The sequence below is a fragment of the Microbacterium sp. BF1 genome, from assembly GCF_019279095.1.
GTDB classification, from domain to species: domain Bacteria; phylum Actinomycetota; class Actinomycetes; order Actinomycetales; family Microbacteriaceae; genus Microbacterium; species Microbacterium maritypicum.
Map to the genome: position 1 here is coordinate 1 of NZ_JAGYWT010000413.1, position 2,199 is coordinate 2,199.

Sequence of the window (2,199 nt, forward strand, 5' to 3'; positions counted from 1 at the left end):
TTCGCTCTCGCCAAGCAATGGCGGGGCCTCGCCACCCGCTACGACAAGCTCGCGATCACCTACCGCGCGGCCGTCACCATCAGCGCAATCCTCACCTGGCTACGCCATATGGGAGACACGCCCTAGTTGACCGGACCGGTCCACTTCTCGCCCGGTCCCTTGCCGATCGGGTCGGGAATCGTCGATGCCTCGCGGAAGGCGAGCTGCAGCGAACGAAGACCGTCACGCAGCGAGCGGGCGTGCATGTCACTGATCTCGGGAGCGCCGGCGGTGATGAGGCCGGCGAGAGCGTTGATGAGCTTGCGCGCCTCGTCGAGGTCGATCTGCGCCGCGGCGTCGGGATCGTCGGCGAGTCCGAGCTTGACGGCTGCGGCGCTCATGAGGTGCACGGCGGCGGTGGTGATCACCTCGACAGCGGGTACATCGGCGATGTCTCGGGTGGCCGACGATGCGGCCTCCTCCTGACGTGCCCAGCGCTCTTCGCGCTCACGTGCAGCCTCGTCCGGTGCCTGGTTCGTCACTTCGCCTTGCTTTCTGTTAGACTTTGGCGGGCTCCGGAGCGTCATGCTCCGGATCGAAAGAGGATTCACTTCCCACCCGCGCTTGCCGTTCAAGGCTACCGGGTCTTGCACTCCACCGGCTCCGTTCGCAAGACGGACCCGGCAGGTAGGGTGCGGAGCCGGCGTCTGAATGCCGGTGGGCGGGGACGATTCCGATTTCGCCCGTGATGCAGACAGCATCGCGGTGGCCGAATCACATCGTCTAAGGAGTTCCGCATCAGCGATCCCCGTACCAATGAGCGCATCCGCGTCCCCGAGGTCCGCCTCGTCGGCCCCGCGGGTGAGCAGATCGGCGTTGTCCGCATCGAGGCCGCGCTACGCCTCGCGCAGGAAGCCGATCTCGACCTCGTCGAGGTCGCCCCCAACTCGAAGCCGCCCGTCGTCAAGATCATGGACTACGGCAAGTTCAAGTACGAGGCCGCCCAGAAGGAAAAGGAAGCTCGCCGCAACCAGGCGAACACGATCCTCAAGGAAGTCCGTTTCCGTCTGAAGATCGAGGCGCACGACTACACGACCAAGCTCAAGCGCGCCGAGGGCTTCCTCAAGGCCGGCGACAAGGTCAAGGCCATGATCCTGTTCCGCGGTCGCGAGCAGTCGCGTCCCGAGCAGGGCGTCCGCCTGCTGCGCAAGTTCGCCGAAGACGTCGCCGAGTTCGGCACCGTCGAGTCGAACCCGACCATCGACGGTCGCAACATGGTGATGGTCGTGGCCCCGCTCAAGAGCAAGTCCGAGGCCAAGCAGGAGCAGAACGCCGTGCGCGATGCTCAGCGTGCCGACAAGAAGCAGGCGGCGCGCGACGCGAAGAGCGATTCGCCCGCAGCCGCAGCTCCGGCGGAGTGATCCCCGCCCCCAGAACTCCCGCACCGCGGGTTGACACCGTCGCCTGAGAAGGCGCCATACGAAGGAAGAGAAGATGCCGAAGCAGAAGACCCACTCGGGTGCTAAGAAGCGCTTCAAGATCACCGGCAGCGGAAAGCTGAAGAAGCAGCAGGCCGGGATGCGCCACAACCTCGAGCACAAGTCGAGCCGTCGCACCCGTCGTCTGAACCAGGACCAGGTGCTGTCGAAGGCTGACACCAAGGTCGCGAAGAAGCTTCTCGGTCGCTGACGCGCACCGAACGCACGAATAGGAACACAGGAAAATGGCAAGAGTCAAGCGGGCAGTAAACGCCCACAAGAAGCGCCGGGTTATCCTCGAGCGCGCCTCCGGTTACCGCGGACAGCGTTCGCGCCTGTACCGGAAGGCCAAAGAGCAGGTCATCCACTCGCTGGTCTACTCGTACCGTGACCGTCGCAAGCGCAAGGGCGACTTCCGTCGTCTGTGGATCCAGCGCATCAACGCTGCGGCTCGCCAGAACGGCATGACGTACAACCGCTTCATCCAGGGCCTCGGCCTCGCGGGTGTCACCGTCGACCGTCGCATGCTCGCCGACCTCGCGGTCAACGACGCGGCGACCTTCACGACGCTGGTCGAGACGGCGAAGAAGGCTCTGCCCTCCGACGTCAACGCACCGAAGTCGGCTGCGTAAGCATCTCTTCACACAGGGCGCTCTCCTTCGGGAGGGCGCCCGGTGGCGTTCGTCGGCCCGGAACCGGCGGATGCGCGGGTGACGACCACGTCGACGAGGGCCGCCACGGC

General features: G+C 65.4%; 4 protein-coding genes and 1 pseudogene. 4 read left to right on the forward strand and 1 reads right to left on the reverse strand.

Going from position 1 to position 2,199, the window contains the following annotated elements:
* Positions 1-126, forward strand: a pseudogene (locus tag KZA10_RS12945) (IS5/IS1182 family transposase); the annotation flags it as partial.
* On the opposite strand, the gene KZA10_RS12950 reads toward KZA10_RS12945, so the two are convergent.
* The gene (locus KZA10_RS12950) at positions 123-521 is read right to left on the reverse strand and encodes a DUF1844 domain-containing protein (protein ID WP_017828562.1); all 399 of its coding nucleotides are present in this window, start codon (positions 519-521) and stop codon (positions 123-125) included. The pseudogene KZA10_RS12945 and the gene KZA10_RS12950 overlap by 4 nt on opposite strands.
* A gap of 255 nt (positions 522-776) precedes the next feature.
* Here KZA10_RS12950 and infC point away from each other — a divergent pair, with 255 nt between their 5' ends.
* The 3 genes from infC to rplT all read left to right on the forward strand — a co-directional run bounded on the left by infC (position 777) and on the right by rplT (position 2,089).
* Positions 777-1,400, forward strand: coding sequence for a translation initiation factor IF-3 (gene infC, locus KZA10_RS12955; protein WP_127482140.1), 624 nt, complete (start codon positions 777-779; stop codon positions 1,398-1,400).
* Between the two features lie 73 nt (positions 1,401-1,473).
* Complete coding sequence (rpmI, locus tag KZA10_RS12960) at positions 1,474-1,668, forward strand: 50S ribosomal protein L35 (protein ID WP_017828564.1); 195 nt, start codon at positions 1,474-1,476, stop codon at positions 1,666-1,668.
* A 34-nt stretch (positions 1,669-1,702) separates the two neighbouring features.
* Positions 1,703-2,089, forward strand: a complete 387-nt coding sequence (gene rplT / locus KZA10_RS12965) for a 50S ribosomal protein L20 (protein ID WP_017202428.1) — start codon at positions 1,703-1,705, stop codon at positions 2,087-2,089.
* Positions 2,090-2,199 lie beyond the last annotated feature (110 nt).

Coding starts and splice junctions, on each gene's coding strand:
- rpmI (WP_017828564.1), top strand. CDS start 1,474: ATGCCGAAGCAGAAGACCCACTCGGGTGCTAAGAAGCGCTTCAAGATC.
- rplT (WP_017202428.1), top strand. CDS start 1,703: ATGGCAAGAGTCAAGCGGGCAGTAAACGCCCACAAGAAGCGCCGGGTT.